This is a genomic window from Anaerolinea thermophila UNI-1 (assembly GCF_000199675.1).
GTDB lineage: Bacteria > Chloroflexota > Anaerolineae > Anaerolineales > Anaerolineaceae > Anaerolinea > Anaerolinea thermophila.
Map to the genome: position 1 here is coordinate 3100241 of NC_014960.1, position 18654 is coordinate 3118894.

Annotated in this window: 15 protein-coding genes and 1 riboswitch; of the genes, 5 read left to right on the forward strand and 10 right to left on the reverse strand. The window is 56.7% G+C overall.

Annotated elements, in window-relative coordinates; genetic code table 11:
* Positions 1-73 precede the first annotated feature (73 nt).
* Complete coding sequence (locus ANT_RS16655) at positions 74-1726, reverse strand: HD domain-containing phosphohydrolase (protein WP_013561180.1); 1653 nt, start codon at positions 1724-1726, stop codon at positions 74-76.
* Between the two features lie 160 nt (positions 1727-1886).
* Here ANT_RS16655 and ANT_RS14000 point away from each other — a divergent pair, with 160 nt between their 5' ends.
* Entirely contained in the window at positions 1887-3119 is a 1233-nt protein-coding gene (locus ANT_RS14000; protein ID WP_013561181.1) for a CpaE/TadZ family protein, read from the forward strand.
* Positions 3120-3129: 10 nt separating this feature from the next.
* Here ANT_RS14000 and ANT_RS14005 read toward each other — a convergent pair whose 3' ends face one another.
* From ANT_RS14005 to ANT_RS14025, 5 genes are all read right to left on the reverse strand, one after another.
* A complete protein-coding gene (locus tag ANT_RS14005) occupies positions 3130-4587 on the reverse strand; it encodes a hypothetical protein (RefSeq protein WP_013561182.1) in 1458 nt (485 codons plus the stop codon).
* An 84-nt stretch (positions 4588-4671) separates the two neighbouring features.
* Positions 4672-5481, reverse strand: coding sequence for a transposase (locus tag ANT_RS14010; RefSeq protein WP_172634560.1), 810 nt, complete (start codon positions 5479-5481; stop codon positions 4672-4674).
* A 232-nt stretch (positions 5482-5713) separates the two neighbouring features.
* A complete protein-coding gene (locus ANT_RS14015) occupies positions 5714-5980 on the reverse strand; it encodes an FmdB family zinc ribbon protein (RefSeq protein WP_013561183.1) in 267 nt (88 codons plus the stop codon).
* A 144-nt stretch (positions 5981-6124) separates the two neighbouring features.
* A complete protein-coding gene (locus tag ANT_RS14020; RefSeq protein ID WP_013561184.1) occupies positions 6125-7123 on the reverse strand; it encodes a CAP domain-containing protein in 999 nt (332 codons plus the stop codon).
* Between the two features lie 93 nt (positions 7124-7216).
* The gene (locus ANT_RS14025) at positions 7217-7633 is read right to left on the reverse strand and encodes a CBS domain-containing protein (RefSeq protein WP_013561185.1); all 417 of its coding nucleotides are present in this window, start codon (positions 7631-7633) and stop codon (positions 7217-7219) included.
* Between the two features lie 164 nt (positions 7634-7797).
* A riboswitch (SAM riboswitch) is annotated at positions 7798-7919 on the forward strand.
* A gap of 115 nt (positions 7920-8034) precedes the next feature.
* Between ANT_RS14025 and metK the strand changes: the two genes are divergently transcribed.
* Together metK and murJ are read left to right on the forward strand one after the other, a co-directional pair.
* Positions 8035-9225 (forward strand): methionine adenosyltransferase, encoded by a 1191-nt coding sequence (gene metK, locus ANT_RS14030; RefSeq protein WP_041455723.1) that lies wholly within the window; start codon positions 8035-8037, stop codon positions 9223-9225.
* Between the two features lie 213 nt (positions 9226-9438).
* Entirely contained in the window at positions 9439-10968 is a 1530-nt protein-coding gene (gene murJ, locus ANT_RS14035) for a murein biosynthesis integral membrane protein MurJ (RefSeq protein WP_013561187.1), read from the forward strand.
* Here the strand turns inward: murJ and ANT_RS14040 are convergent.
* From ANT_RS14040 to ANT_RS14050, 3 genes are read right to left on the reverse strand one after another with little or no spacing between them, the layout of a single operon-like run.
* Entirely contained in the window at positions 10965-11465 is a 501-nt protein-coding gene (locus ANT_RS14040; RefSeq protein ID WP_013561188.1) for a metallophosphoesterase, read from the reverse strand. The two genes, murJ and ANT_RS14040, sit on opposite strands and share 4 nt — an antisense overlap.
* 10 nt (positions 11466-11475) lie before the next feature.
* Complete coding sequence (locus ANT_RS14045; RefSeq protein ID WP_013561189.1) at positions 11476-13332, reverse strand: HD domain-containing protein; 1857 nt, start codon at positions 13330-13332, stop codon at positions 11476-11478.
* Between the two features lie 29 nt (positions 13333-13361).
* On the reverse strand, positions 13362-14192 hold the full coding sequence (locus ANT_RS14050; RefSeq protein WP_013561190.1) for an MBL fold metallo-hydrolase: 831 nt from the start codon (positions 14190-14192) through the stop codon (positions 13362-13364).
* Positions 14193-14580: 388 nt separating this feature from the next.
* Between ANT_RS14050 and rmuC the strand changes: the two genes are divergently transcribed.
* Both rmuC and ANT_RS14060 read left to right on the forward strand, forming a co-directional pair.
* Positions 14581-15756 carry a DNA recombination protein RmuC gene (rmuC, locus tag ANT_RS14055; protein ID WP_013561191.1) on the forward strand — a complete coding sequence of 392 codons (1176 nt, stop codon included), beginning with the start codon at positions 14581-14583 and terminating at the stop codon, positions 15754-15756.
* A gap of 33 nt (positions 15757-15789) precedes the next feature.
* Complete coding sequence (locus tag ANT_RS14060) at positions 15790-16830, forward strand: WD40/YVTN/BNR-like repeat-containing protein (RefSeq protein WP_013561192.1); 1041 nt, start codon at positions 15790-15792, stop codon at positions 16828-16830.
* Between the two features lie 54 nt (positions 16831-16884).
* On the opposite strand, the gene ANT_RS14065 is transcribed toward ANT_RS14060, so the two are convergent.
* The gene (locus ANT_RS14065; protein ID WP_013561193.1) at positions 16885-18516 is read right to left on the reverse strand and encodes a glycoside hydrolase family 13 protein; all 1632 of its coding nucleotides are present in this window, start codon (positions 18514-18516) and stop codon (positions 16885-16887) included.
* Positions 18517-18654 lie beyond the last annotated feature (138 nt).

Below are 18654 nucleotides of genomic sequence, written 5' to 3' on the forward strand. Positions count from 1 at the left end.
TAGAAAAAGAAATGGCGCTGTTCCCTCCCGGTTTCCCGTGCCGAACAGCGCCCCAAAAGGTCAGAGAAACCGTTTATTCCTCAGAAACCGGGCTTGCCCCGTTAACCACAGCCTTTTCTTCACTGTTATTGAGAACAGTTTCGAGCAGTTCGATGGCTTCCGGGTTGAATTGCGTGCCGGCGTTGCGGCGCAGTTCGCTCAGGGCTTCTTCTTTGCTCATGGCAGGGCGGTGGGGCATCTCCACCAGCATAGCGGCATAGGCTTCGGCAACGCTGATGTAACTGGCTTGCACGGGGATTTGCCGCCCGGTGAGGTGATCGGGATAACCACGCCCGTCCCAGCGCTCATGGTGATGATACACCCATGGCACGATGCGCGCCACAGCATCAATCGGCTTGAGAATCTGTGCGCCGTAGTACGGGTGCATCTGAATCAGATGCCAATCGTCCTCAGTGAGTGGCTCTACCTTGGAGAGGACGGCTTCGGGGACGGAAATCTTGCCCACGTCGTGCATCAGTGCCGCAAGCACCAGAAAATCGGCGTCGGTCTTGTTCATACCCGCCGCGGCTGCCATTTTGCGCACCAGCACGCTCACCTGCTCGGAATGTCCGCGCAGGAAGCGGTCACGCGCCTCAATGGCAGAAATCAGCGAACGCGCCATGGCGCTGACCTGAGCAAAAACATCTTCGCTGCCCTCAGAAGAAGGCGTGGCAACCAGCGTACGGGTAGCCCCGGGTCGGCGGCGCTCCAGATAAGTCAGTTCTGTCTCCACGGTGCCCTCGTAGGTGGAGACGAAACTCTCCAGCACCTCGACAGCATGTTCCAGTTCCTGGCGGTCGCCATTTGCCCACAACTGCGGAATTTGTTCATGCAGTTTGATGGTCATGCGAGCAATTTCTTTGGAGGGAATCACCGTCTTCCCTAAAGACGCCAGCATATCGTGGCGCGTTACCAGGCGAGTGAATTTTTCTTCTACCTCGCGAACGCGCATGGAAAGGGCGGGCAGTTCGCGAATCATGGACTCGAGGTTGTAAATTTGCAGGATGACGTCATCCGGAGATAACGCTCCAGAGCGTTCATCTTCAAAAATCTTGTTCAGGCGCTCATTCCAGATCCGCTGAGCCTCTTCCAGTTGCAGGACTTGTGAGCCAAAAGTGACCCTGCCCTCACGGTTCAGTTGTTCCAGGTAGGCAATGCCTAAATCGAGCGAGCGCCGCGCCGAGGAAATGCGCTGGATGAATTCCTGGCGGCGCAATTCTTCCTTGTGCTGGAGTTCTTTTTCGAGTTGTTTCTGGTTGTATTCTTCCAGTTCGGCGGGAGCCTGTGCCAGCATCTCCAGCAGGGCTTCCTGATCGGCAAAGAGTTTTTGCCAGGCTTCCTTTAACTGCCGCAGGTCTTTCACCCGCCGCAGGAAAAGCGGGCGCGAGTGCATATCCTGTTCCAGACGGCTTTTTTCCTGAAGAATGTGATTGAACAAATCCCACACCCGCCGGTCGGTGTCGGCGGCTTTGTAATCCAGTTTGCTGATGAACAGGCGGTAATCGTTCAGTCCTGCTTCCAGTTCCACCAGTTTTTGCTGAATTTTTTCCGGATATCCCCCAAGTTCCTGACGCAGGTGTTGCCATTCCTTCAACGCCGCCGTCAACCCCTGTGAGGATTCTGCGGGTGGAAGGTTCTCTTTGAGATCGTATTGAAGACTGGTTGCCTGATCCACATTTTCTCCCATAACTTTTACCAGAAGCCAACGCTAAATTGCCCTACGGTTATTATAGCGACATCCTTTGCAAAAAAACATTACTGATTCCTTGCAACTCTTCAAACGCCATTTCCATTCAGGACATCCCATGTACAATATAAATAACCCCAATGAACTGAAGAGGGAAACCATGAGTCCGCAACGCGTTACCCGTGTGCTGGTTGTTGAAAACAATATCCAAGCCGTTAAGACTTTCCGCAAACTGCTCTCGCTGATTGAGAATATCGAGGTCATTGATTTCATCACCACGGCGCAGGAAGCCCTGGAGATGGTCTCCGAAACCAAGCCGGATGTGATGCTGGTAGAAGAACACCTGCCCGATATTGACGGCATCAGTTTTACCGAAATTATCCGCCGCGATTATCCTGCCACCCAGGTCATCATTGTCTCGCAGGACAAGCACTACGACACCGTCCTGCGCGCCCTGCGCAATGGGGCTTCAGATTTCCTGGCGCATGATGTTTCGATTGGCGAATTTCGCGAAGCCATCCTGCGCGCCAGCGAACTGGCGGCGCGGGAACGTGTCAGTTACAGTCCGTATGCAACGGTGGAAAACCGCTCGGAACTGCCGGAACTTGGCATGCGTGCCGATGTCATCACCGTGTACAGCCCGCGAGGTGGCTCTGGCACAACCACCATTGCCAACAATTTGGCGCTGGCACTGCGGGATAACGAGAGCCAGATTGCCCTCATTGACGCCTGTCTGCAGTACGGCGATGTGGACATCCTCTTCAACGAATTGGGGCGTCTCTCGCTGATGGACTTAACGCCCATTGCCTATGACCTGGATCCCAAGGTGGTCAAAGAGTGCATGATTCTGCACCGCTCATCGGGGTTGTACCTGTTGGCAGCGCCCAAACATCCGGTGATCTCCGAAGCGCTTTCCGGCGAACAAATTTGCCGCGTGCTGGAATACACCCGCAACCTGTATAACCATATGGTCATCAACACCTCTTCGTACATTAACGAGTCCACCCTGGCAGCGCTGGATCTCGCCGATTTGATTGTGCTGGTGGGCACGCAGGAAATTGCCTGCATCAAGTCTCTGCGCTCATTCCTGGAAGTGTGGGACAGTCTGGGCATGAAACGCGACCGTCTCATGCTGGTCATCAACAAATACCGCGCGGAGAGCCCGCTGACCACCAAAAAAATCAGCGAGACGCTCAACCATCCGGTGGAACTGTTCATCCCCGAAGACCAGGAAAGCGCCCTGCGAGCCGCCAACCTGGGCAACCCACTGATGATCAGCAATCCCAACGCGGATATTTCCCAGGCTATCGCCGAACTGGCAGACCGGGTGAAAAAGAAACTGCCCACTCTGCAGAGTGAGCAGCGCTTCCGTCTGTTCATGAAAGCCCAGTAAACCCTGCTCTCTATGGCGCGTTGAACACCACAAAGGTATCGCTCTGGCAAATAGGCGCTGGTGAGGGCAATTCCAGGCAAATCTGATACTCAATGACGCTGAGGTTGCTCACCCCTTTGAGCGGTGGCAGAGTGACCGAAGAAGCCCCGTTGCGGTTGGTCGGCGGCAATGAGAGAGTCAGCGTACGCCCGGGCAGGGTCACGGTGGCTGTGCCGGAGACCAGATACATGGGTTCCCCGCTTTGGCGGTAAAAGACGTTCATCTGCAGAACCTGATGATCGGAGTCGCTCACCTGTGGGTAGGCTTCGGAGACCAACAGGTTTACCGTCTCCGGGGTAAAGGCTCTGGGCAGGGTTAACTGATCGGCGAGGCGCTGGGCGTATTCTACTCCCTGAGGTACCAGGCGAACGCGCTGCCCTGCCGGGGCTGTGGGCTGGTAATCCACGCAATAGTTTTCAAAACACTGCCGGTACACCCCCTCACCGCTTACCTGCTGAGCATCGCCCAGCGGCTTGCCGCTGTTGCGCACCCCGCCCAAACGCACAATGAGCGCATCCACCTCTTGCGGCACTAGAAAACCCAGATGATCTTCCACAGGGTAGAAAACCGTCCCGGCTTGTTCACGGTACGGGTAAGGCGTTTGAGGGGACACCTTGCCCAGCCACAAGGTCAACGGACGCATGGCAATGTCCGCCGGGCGATCCACCGGGGCATACAGGATTGCATTCTCATAGACCTGCTCAAGCATCCCTTCCGGAGTAATGGTGGGAGCGGCGAGCGGTTTGCCCAGCGCCTCCCATTTCTGTGCGTTCACAAAACGTTCAAAGGGTTGCATGATCAACCCGTTCTGAACGATGTTCCAGTATTCCTGTGAGCGTTGCGAACAACCCACCCCGCAGAGATACGCCCCATAAGGCAGCAGGCGCACCGTACCGGGGGCATCTTTCAATTCACGGTAAAAGCCCAGATTTTCGAAAAACTGCTCGTAGCGCGCGTACTGATGGTTAAAACGGACATGCGTCAGCGGCGAGCCGGCAAACAGGGAAAGCCGTTTGTAGGTTTCCACAAACTCGGAATAGACCCAGTAGCCTTCAACCAGTAAATCATGGGTTTCATCGTGAATCACAGGAATATCGGTATCGTCGTGCACCTGCAATTCCAATCCCAATGGTTCAAAACGAATGCGTTTGCCGGGCTCCATCTGGGTGGGATCATACGCTACAAGTCCGGCTTCGACATACTGATAGCGTTTCTGTCCATCATCAAATGGAGCAGACAGGACTCTGCCCAGCACTGCCCGCCCGCCAAGATTCTGGTAAAACTCCACAAACACCGGATCCAGGGGAATGTCGGTTTGGGAAGAAAGAAGGGTTCCCTGTTGCGAAGTCGGAAGACTGCAGGCAAGCATGGGAAAGATTAAGGCGAACCCTAACAGAATCCAGCGGTAGAACCAGCCCCTTTGTTGCATCCGTGCCCCCCTCACTCCCTGTGTGGCAACCTGATTGTGATTTTGTGTTGCTCTGTTGCAAAGATAGGTTAGGAAGAGATACACCTAGCGGTGTATGTTGTAGACCAGTCCTTTGATAATCGGTTCTCGGTTTTGCAGGCTGCGTTTCCGCGAGCGGATGGCTTGCCCGAATTTGCGCTTGATGACCGAATTCACGGTTTCGGTCTTCCAGCGTTGACCATAGAGACCATCCAGGCGAGCCGCAGAGACAAGCTCGCTTCTTGCTCGTCGTTCAGGGGCCAGCAAATTTCCACCTCGCCGAACGGGTGGAATCAAGTCTTGAGGCCGGACAGTCCGACCATCGAACCCTGAATCGGCCAGCAAGACCCAAGCCCGACGTTTGGCAAACCGCCTGGCTTTGCGGCGCAGATAGCCCAGATAAGGGGCATCGCTACCTGGACCCCAGCCGGATTGCATCGCAAGGATGAATTGCGAGACAATTCCAACGGCATAAACGCCCTTCGCCCAGTGGCGATAGGCTTTTCCCGAACGGCTTTGGTAGTAAGAACTGGCCGGGCCGGGTGAGAAGCCGGTACTATCGGCAGCCACCCCTTCTTCTTCAGGCCGTCCGATTTCCTCGAGCAAGGTCTCGTTCATGCGCATCCAATCCGCTTTGCGTATCTTGGCGTAGGTACGTTGCAGGGTCGTATGATCGGGAACACGCGGTAATTCCAGCTCCTTACCAACCGCATCGCTTGCCAGCAGCCATTCTTCCATGTCGCGATAGCTGAGATTCAGGTAGAACATCAACAAAACACAGGCCCCCAACTGCGGCAACGTGAAGTGATGGGGACTCTTGGCATGTGAATACATCGGTAATGCTTGTTTGGCAAGCCGGTAGGCGATCCTCGCCACTCGGACGTATCTGCTTTCTCGTGTGGTCATACCGTATGTTTACCACATTTCAACCATGATTGCAACAGAGCAATTTTGTGTACTTTGTACAATATAGAATTTTTTATGTGTCATGTAAAGAGGTGGAATGCCAAAAAACGCAACAATTGTATTACAAATTCTAACCCGTGCTTCGGGTAAACAAAACCCGGCAGGGGTTGCCGGGCTATTCAAGAATTGGAAAGAAGAAAGATTAATCTTTGCTCTCGGAAGAACTGCTCGAGTCTGAAGCGCTCTTCTCAGTGGACTTGCTTTCGGAACGGCTCTTGCCGTTACCCGACGGCGAGCGGTGATCGGTGGCATAGAAACCCGACCCCTTAAAGACAATGCCCACTGGCTGATAGACTTTACGCACCGGTTCCCCGCATTCCGGACACTCGGTCAGCGGAGGATCGCTGAACTTCTGGGTATGATCAAACTGCAACCCGCAGGATTCGCACCGATAGGTATAGACTGGCATACGTTCACCTCACAAACAGACTCGATGAGTCTTGAAAAATTTCATTTTGAACCAGTGGCGTATTATACGCCCCTCAATGCTGTAAGACAACCTTACACGCATGGATGATAACAGAAAAATATAAAAAGAAAATAAGAATCTGGATTATTTTCCTTGCAATTTCCCTACAAAAAGCAGAATCATCCCCAACACCGAGAGTACAATCAGCCCGATGCCGATAAAGAGCAGGGGAGAAGACCCTGAGGACAAAGGGGCTGTTTCAGGTGTGGGGGTCAGGGTGATGGCGGTCACCGGTACGATGATGGTTGGCATAGGGGTAGCGGTGAAAGCCACGGTAGGAGTAACGGTGGGGAGAGGTGTTTCGGTTGCAGAAGGGGCAGGGGTAAAGGAAGGCTGGACAATCAGTCGATCGCCGGGCCAGAGATTGGGCGTAGCCGGCAGGTTATTCCAGCGTTTGAGATCGTCCATGCTGACCTGATAGGTCACCGCAATACCCCACAGGGTATCTCCCGGCTGGACTTCGTACATTTGAGATTCGTCCGGGGTGGAGATCGCGGCGGCTGGCGGGGTGACCGTTTCCTGCGCAGAGGCAGGCACGGGTGGCGGGGTAAGGGTGAGGGTGGGGGTGTTCAGCGCAGGCAGGGTATTGAGGGCATTGCTTGTCCCGCTGGTACTGCCCACGACCAGGGTGTAGTACACCATCTCCCCGGAGAAAGCCACTCCTGCGCCAATGTGCTGAAAGTTGGGGTTGAGCATGGTGTTCATGTGCACATCATCCGACCAGTACAGGGTGATAGCGTCCTGCACCGAAAGGTTGGTGCCCCCGGCAATGTTCTCGGAAACGAAGACGACGGCTCCCCCGCCGTACCCGGCGGCAATGGCACGATCTTTCGGGCGTGTATTCCCGGCACCCGTGTGGGTGATGGTCTGGATAGAAGCCTGGTATTCGGCATGGGATTGGGCGGCGCTCATCAGGGCAGTGCTGACCGTCAGCGCGGGTAAGCCCCGCTGCGCTCTCAGGGCATTGACCGCGGCAATTAACTCTTCGGGGCTTCCGGCTTGTGCCTGCGAGGGAGACCGCAGAAAAAGAAGTCCATTCAGCGAGAGGACACAAACGAGAACAACTTTCCAGAACGCTTTCATTGTTTACTATCATAACAAAAAATATCCAAAATTACCAGCAGCAAAAAAGGGCGGGAGACTTTCCCGCCCTTTTGTCGACCTGGGTGAACCGACTTAACTCATCGAACGATCGCCATCGCGTCCCATGGCTTCGGCAACCACCAGGAAATCGGTGGCTGAGATCATGCCGATGACGTTTCCGGCTTTATCCGCCACCGGCAGGTGGTGAATGCCCTTTTCACTCATCAGTTTGGCACATTCGTCAATCTTCATCTCCGGCGAGACGGTGATGATGGGAGAACTCATGATTTCCGCGGCTTTAATTTTAGCAGGGTTGCGCCCTGCGGCAACGATTTTGTCGCAAATATCCGTCGAGGTGATAATCCCGTACTCAGGGTGTTCAGCGCTTTTATTGACGATGACGCTGTGAATGTAGCGTCGCCGCATGGTTGCCAGCACTTCCGTGACCGGCAAATCCGGTTCGACCATGACGACCAGATCAATCATCCAATCGCGTACCTTGAACTGCATACCCTCTCCTTTCCATGATTCCCGCTGAGCATGTGGATATACACAGTATAGCGAAAAATGCGCGTTTTGCAAAATGACTTTTGCCCACTTTTTCCTGCTACCTGATTTGACATTCCCCTCGATTCATGATAATATCGCCCAAAATTGAATAGCCCCTTACGGCACTCTTATCCAGAGAGGTGGAGGGACCGGCCCTGTGAAACCTCGGCAACCTGGGGGAGTCCGTCGAGAGACGCACGACCTTAAGGTGCTAATTCCGTCAGACGGATGTACTGGAAGATGAGAGGGCAGCCGCTTTTGACGAATGTTCTGTTGCCCCTCGTGTGTACACCGCAAGGGGAATTTTTTTGTCAAAAAACTTTGTAAGGAGTGTTGTTGAAATGAGCCTCACCTTCATGAATATGCCTCGTTACCTGTTCACCTCTGAATCGGTCACCGAGGGGCATCCTGACAAAATTTGCGATCAAATCAGCGATGCTGTGCTGGATGCCTGTCTGGAGCAGGACCCTTATTCCCGGGTTGCCTGTGAAACCGCCACCAAAACCGGGTTCATCATGGTCTTGGGTGAAATCACCACCAAAGCCTTTGTGAACTTCGATGAACTGGTGCGCAAAGTCCTGCTGGAGATCGGTTACGACAATACCGACAAAGGGTTCGACGGCAACACCTGCGCGGTGCTTTCCGCCATTGCCAACCAGTCCGGCGATATTGCCATGGGCGTGGACAAAGCGCTGGAAGCCAAATCGGGCGAGATGACCGAAGCGGAAATTGAAGCCATCGGCGCAGGCGATCAGGGCATGATGTTTGGTTATGCCTGCGATGAAACCCCCACCCTCATGCCCACCCCCATTTACTACGCTCACAAACTCACCCGCCGTCTGGCGGAAGTGCGCAAGAATGGCACCCTGCCCTGGCTGCGCCCCGATGGCAAGAGCCAGGTGACGGTGGAATATCACTACGGCAAGCCCGTGCGGGTGGATACCGTGCTGATTTCCACTCAGCACGCTCCCGAAGTTTCCCACTCCGAAATCCGCGAGGCGGTGCTGGAGCATGTCATTCTGCCCACTCTGCCCGAGAACATGGTGGACGACCACATGAAGGTCTTCGTCAACCCCACCGGGCGCTTTGTCATCGGCGGTCCGATGGGCGATGCCGGTGTGACCGGACGTAAGATCATCGTGGACACCTACGGCGGTATGGGACGCCACGGCGGCGGGGCTTTCTCCGGCAAAGATCCCACGAAGGTGGACCGCTCGGGTGCGTATGCCGCGCGCTGGGTAGCCAAGAACGTGGTTGCCGCCGGACTGGCGAGCCGCTGTGAAGTACAGGTAGCCTATGCCATCGGCGTTGCCCGCCCGCTGAGCATCAATGTGGAGACGTTCGGCACCGGCAAGATTCCTGATGAGAAGATTGCGCAACTCATCAGCGAGACCTTTGACCTGCGTCCCGGCGCTATCATCCGCGACCTGGACCTGCGCCGACCCATTTACCGCAAGGTGGCGGCTTACGGTCACTTCGGGCGCGATGATCTGGACCTGACCTGGGAGCGCACCGACAAAGCCGAAATTTTGCGCCGCGCCGCCGGGCTGTAATTTTCGAAAATGCTCGTTCAACCACCCGTCCGCCCTCTGGACGGGTGGTTTTTGATTTCAGGTTTTTCTTCCCGGAGATGATTGGGGGAGACCGTCACTGTGCAAAGAGCACGTCCTGAGCCTGCCGAGGCACGCGGGCAGAGTTACCGCCAAGACGCAAAGAACGCCAAGGGGGAAAGGCTCACCGCACGGCGGTTGTGTTATCATTAGCCCATGTCCCGATTGACGCGCATTTCCATTTTGCTGGCGGTGTGTTTCGCGCTGGATAAAGCCGCCGCCTTCCTTCGTCAGGTGATTATTGCCCGCCAGTTCAGTTTCTCGGCGGAGTTGGATGCCTTCAACGTTGCCAACAACGTTCCCGACCTGATTTACGCGGTCATCTCCGGCGGGGCGCTTGCCATGGCGCTCATCCCGGTTCTCTCCGCTACCCTGACCACTCAGGGACGCGAGGCTCTCTGGCGGGTGTTTTCCCACGTTGCCAATCTGGTGTTTCTGGTCACCGCGGCGCTTTCCATTGTCGTGGCGCTGGTTGCCGTGCCGCTGGTGCGCACCGAGGTGGGCATTGCTCCCGGGTTTGGCATGCAACAGCAGATGGTAGTGGTGAATTTGATGCGCCTGAACCTCATCGCCACGCTGATTTTCTCGCTCAGCGGGCTGGTGATGTCGGCACTGCAAGCCAACCAGCACTTTCTCTTTCCGGCGCTGGCGCCGCTTTTTTACAACTTCGGGCAGATTTTCGGCGCGCTCATCCTCTCGCCTGCCGAAGGCTACCGTATCGCGGGCATCACCCTGCCCGCCCTGGGCATGGGCGTGTACGGACTGGTGAGCGGGGTAATTCTGGGAGCATTCCTGCATCTGGGCATTCAAATTCCCGCGCTGATTCGCTACCGCTTCCGCTGGAGCATGGGGCTGGGGCTGGACAATCCGCAGGTGGTGCAGGTGCTTAAGTTAATGGCGCCGCGCATCCTCACCGTGGGGTTTGTGCAGGTCATCTTCCTGGTGCGCGATAATCTGGCATCGCGCCTGCCCGAAGGCGCGGTCAGCGCGCTGACCTACGGCTGGATGATTCAGCAGGTACCGGAAACGCTCATCGGTACAGCCATTGCCACCGCCATGCTTCCCACGCTCTCGGAACTGGCGGCGCAGAAGCAGGAAGGACTGTTTCATGAATCCGTTCAGCGCGCCGTGCGCGTGCTTATCGGCATCACCCTGCCGATTGCGGCAGTGCTGGCGATTGGGCTGGGTCCGTTGATGCAAGCCGTCTTTGCGCTGAACGACACCCATGCCGCCACCCTGCTCTGGGCAACGCGCGGATTCCTTGCCGGGCTGATGGGACACTCTTTGATGGAAGTGGCGGCGCGCTCGTTCTACGCCCGCCAGCGTCCCATCCCCCCCATGCTGGCGGGGTTTGGCAACATGTTGTTGTATATTGGCTTGGGAAGCGCGTTGTACCGCCCGCTGGGGGCGGCGGGCATCAGTTTGACCGATGCGGTGTGCTTCACCGCGCAAGCCGTGTTCCTGCTGGTTTTGCTGGGAAGGCAAACGGGCAGGTTCATTCACCTGGGCGACAGTCTGACCCGTGCAGTGTTCGCCGCGCTGGCGGGCGGGGGTGTTGCTTTTGCCCTGCTGAATGCCCAGGTATTGTCTTCTCCCCTGCTGGGCAGTGCGCTGGCGATGGCTGGGGGCGGGGTGGTTGCCCTGCCGTTCATCTTCAAAGAATTGAAATTGCTTTTGCGCCTCTAACTGCCGGGGACGAGGAAAAACCCGCTGTCGCCGCTTTCCAGATCAATCAGATACACCGAAGGGGCTTCGGGGCGCAAGCCGCCCAGCGCCCCCGGGTTGATGAGCCAGGTATTGCCGACCTTTTGGGCTTTGCGGCGGTGCGAATGTCCGTAAAAGACATAGGCATACTGCCCGCTCTGCACCAGTTCAGTGACCTTGCCGGGCAGATGTCCGTGCGTGACGGCAATGGAAATCCCGCCCAGCACACCGGTAACCACCAGCGCTGACTGATTGAGCGGGTTGAAACGCTGGAATACCGCGCGGATTTCTCCGCTGGCAAAATCGCCGTTGCCCACCGCGTGCCAGACGGGAAACTCCCCCATTGCCGAGGCGGTTTCGGGGGTGGTGATATCGCCACAGTGAATCAGCCAGTCCACTTTTTCTTGCCGAAAAAGCGCCAGGGCTTGTTCCAGGGCGGTGAGGTTGTTGTGCGTGTCGGAGAGAACGCCCAGTTTCATTTGCTTCCTTTCAAACCACCTGCAGAGATTTAAAGACGATGCCCGACGTACGGAAGGATTCTTCCATGGCGTCTTTGTACTCCGCCTGCGGGAAGGTCACCACCAGGCGCAGGGTAAAACCACCTTCGGGCAGGGTGTTATTGACCGAACGCAGGATGTTGCCGTTGTGTTTGGAGACCAACCCCGCCAGCCGCGCCAGCACCCCGGGACGGTTTTCTGCCGGGTCGGCGGCAATGTTGACCGTCACCCAGCCGAGTTGCTCGCGGGTGATGCCCACCTTGCACAGGGCTTTGCGGAAATCGTCCAGGCGCACCGCGCCGCCACCCACGGCAACGTACAGGTCTTCCAGACTGGAACACCCCAGTTCTTCCAGCAGGTTATCCATGCGGTCGGTTTCCAGGGCTTGCACGTCTTCCAGCGCCAGGATGCCCTCTTCGGCAATTACCGGCTGAAGTCTGGCGCGCCCAATTTCGGCATCTTTCTTGAGTGACTGGGTTGCCAGCACCATGCGTAGCAGGCGGGCGGTGGTCTCGTTGGCGAAGCCCAGCCAGTCCTCGCTGGGAATGAGCCGCTTGCCGCTGGTGACCACTTCCACCACATCGCCGGGGCGCACGCGGTCGGAAAGGCGCGCCAGCGCTCCATTGACCTTGACCGCGCTGATTTTATCCAGCAACATTTCCTGCTGAATCGATGCCACAGCGTCCAGCACACTGGAGCCTTCTCGAAGGAAGCGTGCGCCGCCGCTGGGGGTGAGAATTTCCACCGGATTGTACTGGCTGGTATCGCGCCCTTTGCGGATGCAGTCCACCACCCCCCACATGTTCTCGCCTTCCATTTCTTCGGTAGCAATGGCAACTTCCACCGCGCCAAAATCGGGCAGGTAAGCGGTGACCTGTAAGGCACGATACCCGTTCTGCGGATAGGCGATAAAATCATCAAAGCGGTCGTTGTCCAGATAGGGGCCAAAGAAGGTATTCACCGCTCCCAGCAGGGCATAGCAGGCATCTTTGTTATCCCCATCCACCACCAGGCGGAAACTGACCAGATCGTTGACCATGGCAAAATTGTTCAGCGGGGCTTTGCGCGAACGCGCCATGCGGCGCAGTTTTTGCCATACCTGCCAGTAGCCGTTGACAAAGATGGTGGCACGCCCGTCAATCCCCACTTTCTCCATCAGCCCGCCCAGTTGATTGAGCAAGGGCTGGATGAATTCCAACCGCAGGCGCGGGTCGGCGTCCACATGTTCTTTGACATAGGCGTAGGTGTCCGGTTCGGCAAAGGGGAATGCCAGGTCTTCCAGCCAGCAGCGCCACTGATGGCAGTTGAGGATGCCCGCCAGTTTGCCGTAGGCACGGATGGCTTCGGTGGCTTTCTGCACCTGTTTGGCAGGGGGCATGTGTTCCAGGGTAAGCAGGTTGTGGGTTTTGTCTGCCAGTTTGACCAGAAAGACGCCCGGGTCGCGGAACATGCCCAGTTTGCGCAGGGTTTCCATCTCGCGCGAGCGCCCATCGCGCGGGGCAGAGAGTTTGGTCACCCCATCCACAATGAAGGCAACCTGCTCGCCCAGTGCGCCCGGAAAGTGTTCGCGGATGCGCTCCAGACTTTCGCCGGAATCTTCCACGCTGTCGTGGAGCAGTCCGGCAATCGTCCAGGCTTCGTTTTCTACCAGTTTATCCAGAAACGCGCCCACCCAGGCACAGTGCGTTTCAAAGTAAGGCTCGCCGCTCAGGCGCATTTGCCCGGCATGCAGTTCTTTGCCCCAGCGGTAGGCTTCGGCAATTGCCGGGGTGCGCGGCACAAATTCTTTCAGGTTAAATTCATCCAGCAGGCGCGGGCGGATCTCTTTAATTTTCTCAATTCGAACCATATACCGATTCTACCTTAAAAAACCCGCCGTTAAAAAAGCGCGGTGCGCTCCCACGGCGGCAAGACCTCAAAACCAATACCTTCCTGCCGACAGCGCCGTTCCAGCCAGTCCATGACTGCGCGACTGCCGGGCAGAAGTACCGGGGGATTGTCCAGCGGCAGGAAGAAATGATCGTGATGGATGGGAAAAACCCGCTGAGCGCCGGTGTTGAGGACGGCTTCACGGAACAGGCGCTCGCGCCCTGCAGGCAGGCGCGGAAAACCTGCAACCGCCAGAAGCACCGCCCGCGTACGGATGCCCTTCAGCGCGCCCGGCAGTATTCCCGCCGATTCAAGAATCAGCAGACTGCCGGCGGGATGTTCGATGAACAGGGCAAACGTGCCGCCTTCGCGGTAAGCCGAGACCGGCACGGGGGGGACGAGCGGTGTGACGATCTCACCGGGATAGAAGCGCGGGAAAGAGTGCTTCCACGGCAGGAAGGTGACCCGGAACTTTCCCCACGAGAAAATGCTTCCTGCATTGGCAAGGTAAAGGCGCTCTTCGGGCAGTCCCGCTCCCCTGCCGATGTTCAGCGTGGAAACTGACCCTGCCAGCACCGCACCGGTTTGGCGGCAGACCTCGGCGCAGTCCAGGGCATGGTCATAGTGCGAATGTCCCACCAGCAGGGCGTCCACCTGCTGGATACCCGCCCGTTGCAGGGCTTGACCAATGCGTTCCCGCGAGGGGGCAAGCCTGCCGAACAGCATCTGCGTCAGCGGCGGGCGGGTGAAGAATCCGTTGGTGAGCAAGTGGGTTTCCCCATCGCTGAGGTAAAGTGTGGTGGTGCCAAGAAATATGACCTGTAAAGAAGCAGGTGCCATTTCACTGCATCCGTCAGGAACAAATCATAATAGCGAATAAAACCATTCCAGAGTTGATTCTACTATGTACCCGCGCAATGAACATGAAAAGAGGTATCTCAGCGAAATTTCCCCGTAATCAGGGGGTTTTGGGCATTGCCCCGGTTGACAAAATTTTTTCTTTCATATACCATTTTGAATGTATTGGGGAGCAATCCTGTACGCGGACCGACCGGCGGTATTTGCGGGGTACACGTGGCGGACGTGGAGCGGATAGCGTGGGAAGCGCGAAGCCGCCACTTTACAGGGTGTAAAGAGGGTTCAAGTCCCTCCGCTCCCATTTTTTATTGGCAAGCCAATTCTTCAGTAGAATCGAAGTGTTCCAATTCTTGAAAAAGGGCTGAACATCATGGAGAACGATGCCGTATCCACCCTGACCTTTCTCAGCGCAGTTTCACTGCTTCTGTTGTGCCTGCTGATTCCGATTGTAGGTTTCCTGCTGTTTCAGATGCGTAAGTTGCTCAAAGCCGCCACCACCCCACCCGCTCCCTCGCCGGAGATGGCGGTCCTTAAGGAAAAAATTTCTCAGGTCGAAACGCTCATTCCGTCCGTCAGCGCCCTGCAAAGCGAGGTACGCGGACTGTCGGAGCGTATTTCATCCGTTGAGAATACGCAGACAAGCACACAGCAAGGCATAGGTTCGCTGTCCACCCAAGCCCTCAGTGCGCTGGCTGAGTTAAAAACTCTCACCGGCGGGATTGCCGAAGCCGCCAGCCGTCTGCGGGCTGACCTTTCCCAAACCCAAAATCACCTGAGCGAACTGCAAGCCTTTGTGCGCGCGCGCCAGGAAGAGGAACGCCAGGTTGCCGAGTCCATCCGCCGATTGGAGACCATCATCGCCGGTACGCAGTCCAAAGGCAAGGCAGGAGAGAACATTGTGGAAGTGGTATTCTCCAAATTTCCCCCGGAATGGCAGGAACGCAACCTGAAGGTGAACGGCAAGACGGTGGAATTTGCCCTGCGTCTGCCCAATCAGCGCTTTTTACCCATTGATAGCAAGTGGGCAGCAACCAGTCTGGTGGAAGAATTTGCCCGGGAGACCGATGAAAAACAACTGCAGAGACTGCGAGGCGAGATTGAAAAAGAAGTCGCTAAAAAACTTAAGGAAGTGACCCAGTACATTGACCCGCACCTGACGGTGAACTTTGGCGTTGCCGTGGTGCCCGATGCCGTGTACGACCTGTGCGGACGGGTACATGCCGAAGCCTTTAAGATGAATGTGGTGCTGGTGAGTTACAGTCTGTTCGTGCCGTATTTGTTGCTGGTCTATCAGGTCACCCTCAAGAGCGCCCAAACGGTGAACGTAGAAGCCCTCTCCCATCATCTGGAGAACATCCAGAAAAGTGTCGGAAAAATGCAGGAAGAAGTCAACGGGCGCTTGTCAAAAGGATTGACCTTGCTGGTCAATTCCAGGGACGAAATGAAAAGTCTGCTGGGCAGTATAAGCGATCACATTGCTTCCCTGAAAATTTTGGAATATTCGGCTTTGCCCGAAGGGGGTGAATCAACCGCCAATCTGGAATAATCATCCGCAAACAGGATCATAAGGACGGGGGACATGACAAAACATTTCCGTTATTTTCTCTTTGCCACAGGGCTTTGCCTTGCCCTGTTGCTGGCAGTCTCTCAGCCTGCCCGAAGCGCACCCGATGAGCCTGTCTGGCAGTCGCTGGGACTTTCGGGGCAGACAATCTTTGCACTGGCGGCGCATCCAACCGATGCGCAAACCCTCTTTGCCGGGGTGGAGCAGGGCGGGGTTTACCGCACCACCGACGACGGCGCGCATTGGACGGCTCTTACCGAGGGCATGGGCGCGGCGGATGTGCTTTCGCTCGCCGTTGACCCGCAGACGCCAGCCACCCTTTACGCCGGTACGGCGCAGAACGGCGCTTTCCGCTCTCAGGACGGCGGAGAACACTGGATGGCACTGCCGTTGAGCAGTCCCTTCCTGTATGAGTGGCTGGTTGACCCTCAAACCCCCTCCACGCTGTACGTCCTCGCAAACCATGCGCTGGTGAAAAGTCTGGATAAGGGTGATCACTGGCAGGCATGCGGGCAGGGTGTGACCTCATCTTCCCTCACTGACCTGGAGATGAACCCCAGCAACCCTTCGGAACTCTTTGTTGGGACAATGACCGGCATGGTGTACCACACCACCGATGGGTGCGCTTCGTGGACTTCGGCGCTGGTGAGCATGGACGGGGTGAGCGCGCTTGCCGTGCATCCGCGCTTTGCGGGATGGGTGTATGCCGCCACCCCAAAGGGAGAAGTATTCCTTTCTCAGGATTATGGGAAACAATGGGAGAAGATAGGCGCTCTGCCGGAACAAAGCCCCCTGCACGTGCTGGAAGTGCATCCGGACGTACCCTCGATGCTGGTGGCGGGGACGCTCACCCGCGGGGTGTACCGCTCGCTGGACGGCGGCAGGACGTGGACGGCGGTCAACACCGGGCTGAGCAGTTTCACCGTCCGTGCGCTGATTCCCGATGCCCTCAACCCCAACCGCTGGTATGCCGGTACGGATGATGGTGTGTTTGCGCTGACTTTTCCCACCCTCTCCCCGCAGGTATACCTGCCGTGGATTGCCCGCGCGCCGTGAAGCAAAAGCGGAGCCTCATTTTCGAGACTCCGCTTGGTTTCATAGAAAGAGATTTCAGATTTGCCGCAGTACCAGGGCTTCGTTGGGCTCTAATGGGATGAGATTGCCTTCCACCGGCACCATCGAGGCGCGCTTGCTGGAGAGCAGCAGTTCCCAGCGCCGCCCCGCCAGTTCATGCCCGAGGACAAGGTTCTGACGCCGTTCGGAGAAGTTCAGCGCCACCAGCACGGTCTCATCGCCTGCCTGACGCAGATACGCCAGGATGAAGCGCATGCCGTAGGTCACCGGCGTGAACATGCCCTGACGCAGTGCCAGGCTGTTCTTGCGCAGGGCGATCAGGCGCTTGTAGTAATTCAACAGCGAGTCCGGATTGGCAGACTGGGCTTCCACGTTGCGGGTGCGGTAGTTAGGATGCACCGGAAGCCAGGTGGTCACTCCCTCGGGACTGAAGCCGGCATTGGGCGCGGCTGACCACTGCATCGGCGAGCGGCATCCGTCGCGCCCTTTCAACAGGGGCCAGTAGCGTTTGCCCATCGGATCCTGCACCTGTTCGCGGGTAATCTTGATATCGCGCATGCCGATTTCCTCGCCGTAGTACATGAAGGGCGTGCCGCGCAGGGTGAGCAGAAGGGTTGCCGCCACCTTCAGGCGCTCATCGTTTTCCCCGCGGCAGTAGCGCGTTGCCGAGCGCACGCGGTCGTGATTGTTCAGCACATAGTTAGGCCAGGCATCGGCGGGCAGGACGCGCTCCCACTTGGCGATGGAATCGTAGAAGGCTTTTGCCCACCAGGGACATTCGAGGAACTCGAAGTTGAAGGCGGCGTGCAGTTTGTCGTTGCCCACATAGCGGGCGGCTTTCTCCGCCCCGCCGATGAAGGTTTCACCCACCGCATAACGTTCGGGGTAGGAATCCAGAATAGCGCGGACTTCGTTCAGCAGGGGAATCATCTCCGGCTGGTCAATGTCGTAGCGGTGTTCCTGCGCAAAGAAGGGCGACACCAATCCCTGAATCAGATTGAGCGGCTTGAGGATACGCGGATTGTCGGGCAGGTCGGGGTGCTTGAAGTAGGCATTGAATACGTCCAGGCGGAAACCGTCCACACCGCGGTTCAGCCAGAAGCGGAAGACGTCCAGCATGTACTGACGCACCGCCGGGTTGCGCCAGTTCACATCGGGCTGTTCCTTGTAGAAGATATGCAGGTACATCTGCCCGGTGGTGGGATCGAGTTCCCAGGCTTCACCGCCGAAGATAGACCCCCAGTTGTTGGGCGGAGCGCCGTTGGGCTTGGGGTCGCGCCAGATGTAGTAATCGCGGTAGGGATTGTCGCGGGACTTGCGCGATTCCTGAAACCAGGGATGCTGGTCGGATGTGTGATTCAGTACCAGATCCAGCACTACCCGAATCCCGCGGGCATGGGCTTCCTGCACCAGGCGGTCAAAGGTCTCCAGCGTGCCAAATTTGGGGTCAATGTTCAGATAGTCGGCGACATCGTAGCCGAAATCTACATCGGGCGAGGGATAAATGGGCGAGAGCCAGATGGCATCCACGCTGAGGTCTTGCAGGTAATCGAGATGGGCGATGATGCCTTCCAGATCGCCGATGCCGTCGCCATTGCCATCGGCAAAGGAACGCGGATAAATCTGATAGATAATGCCATCGCGCCACCAGAGATACTGGTTATCCATAGGTTTTTACTCCTTGCTGGGATTGGGGAACAATCATCTACCCTTTCTTTATTGTACCGAAGGGCGGGCAGAGTGACAATTATTTTTTATTAATATTCTTCTTACACAAACGTGTTAAACTCTCTTGCGGCGCAGGGA

Coding starts and splice junctions, on each gene's coding strand:
- ANT_RS16655 (WP_013561180.1), bottom strand. CDS start 1,726: ATGGGAGAAAATGTGGATCAGGCAACCAGTCTTCAATACGATCTCAAA.
- ANT_RS14000 (WP_013561181.1), top strand. CDS start 1,887: ATGAGTCCGCAACGCGTTACCCGTGTGCTGGTTGTTGAAAACAATATC.
- ANT_RS14005 (WP_013561182.1), bottom strand. CDS start 4,587: ATGCAACAAAGGGGCTGGTTCTACCGCTGGATTCTGTTAGGGTTCGCC.
- ANT_RS14015 (WP_013561183.1), bottom strand. CDS start 5,980: ATGCCAGTCTATACCTATCGGTGCGAATCCTGCGGGTTGCAGTTTGAT.
- ANT_RS14020 (WP_013561184.1), bottom strand. CDS start 7,123: ATGAAAGCGTTCTGGAAAGTTGTTCTCGTTTGTGTCCTCTCGCTGAAT.
- ANT_RS14025 (WP_013561185.1), bottom strand. CDS start 7,633: ATGCAGTTCAAGGTACGCGATTGGATGATTGATCTGGTCGTCATGGTC.
- metK (WP_041455723.1), top strand. CDS start 8,035: ATGCCTCGTTACCTGTTCACCTCTGAATCGGTCACCGAGGGGCATCCT.
- murJ (WP_013561187.1), top strand. CDS start 9,439: ATGTCCCGATTGACGCGCATTTCCATTTTGCTGGCGGTGTGTTTCGCG.
- ANT_RS14040 (WP_013561188.1), bottom strand. CDS start 11,465: ATGAAACTGGGCGTTCTCTCCGACACGCACAACAACCTCACCGCCCTG.
- ANT_RS14045 (WP_013561189.1), bottom strand. CDS start 13,332: ATGGTTCGAATTGAGAAAATTAAAGAGATCCGCCCGCGCCTGCTGGAT.
- ANT_RS14050 (WP_013561190.1), bottom strand. CDS start 14,192: ATGGCACCTGCTTCTTTACAGGTCATATTTCTTGGCACCACCACACTT.
- rmuC (WP_013561191.1), top strand. CDS start 14,581: ATGGAGAACGATGCCGTATCCACCCTGACCTTTCTCAGCGCAGTTTCA.
- ANT_RS14060 (WP_013561192.1), top strand. CDS start 15,790: ATGACAAAACATTTCCGTTATTTTCTCTTTGCCACAGGGCTTTGCCTT.
- ANT_RS14065 (WP_013561193.1), bottom strand. CDS start 18,516: ATGGATAACCAGTATCTCTGGTGGCGCGATGGCATTATCTATCAGATT.